1 protein-coding gene is annotated in these 290 nt (G+C 67.2%); it reads left to right on the forward strand.

The genetic code is table 11. The features are described from left to right. The coding region (locus ASC94_RS32950; protein ID WP_056392633.1) for a hypothetical protein at nt 1–290 on the forward strand (290 nt) is incomplete at both ends.

Here is a 290-nt window from a genome sequence, read left to right on the forward strand (position 1 = left end):
ACCAACCAGGTGACCGCGCTGACCACCAGCAGCATGCAGGCGCTGACCACCGGCCAGGTGGAAGCGCTGACGTCGAGCCAGACCAAGGCGCTGACGTCGAGCCAGGTGCAAGCCCTGACCACCAGCCAGGTCACGCACCTGAAACAGATCGGCGTCACGCCGATGGTGCTGGACCTGGACGGCAACGGCGTGCAGACGCTGAACCTGTCGGCCGGCGTGCAGTTCGACCTGAAGGCCGACGGCCAGAAGGTGAACACCGGCTGGGTGGGCGGCAACGACGGCCTGCTGGT

The organism is Massilia sp. Root418 (assembly GCF_001425265.1).
In the GTDB taxonomy this organism is placed as follows: Bacteria; Pseudomonadota; Gammaproteobacteria; order Burkholderiales; family Burkholderiaceae_D; genus Rugamonas.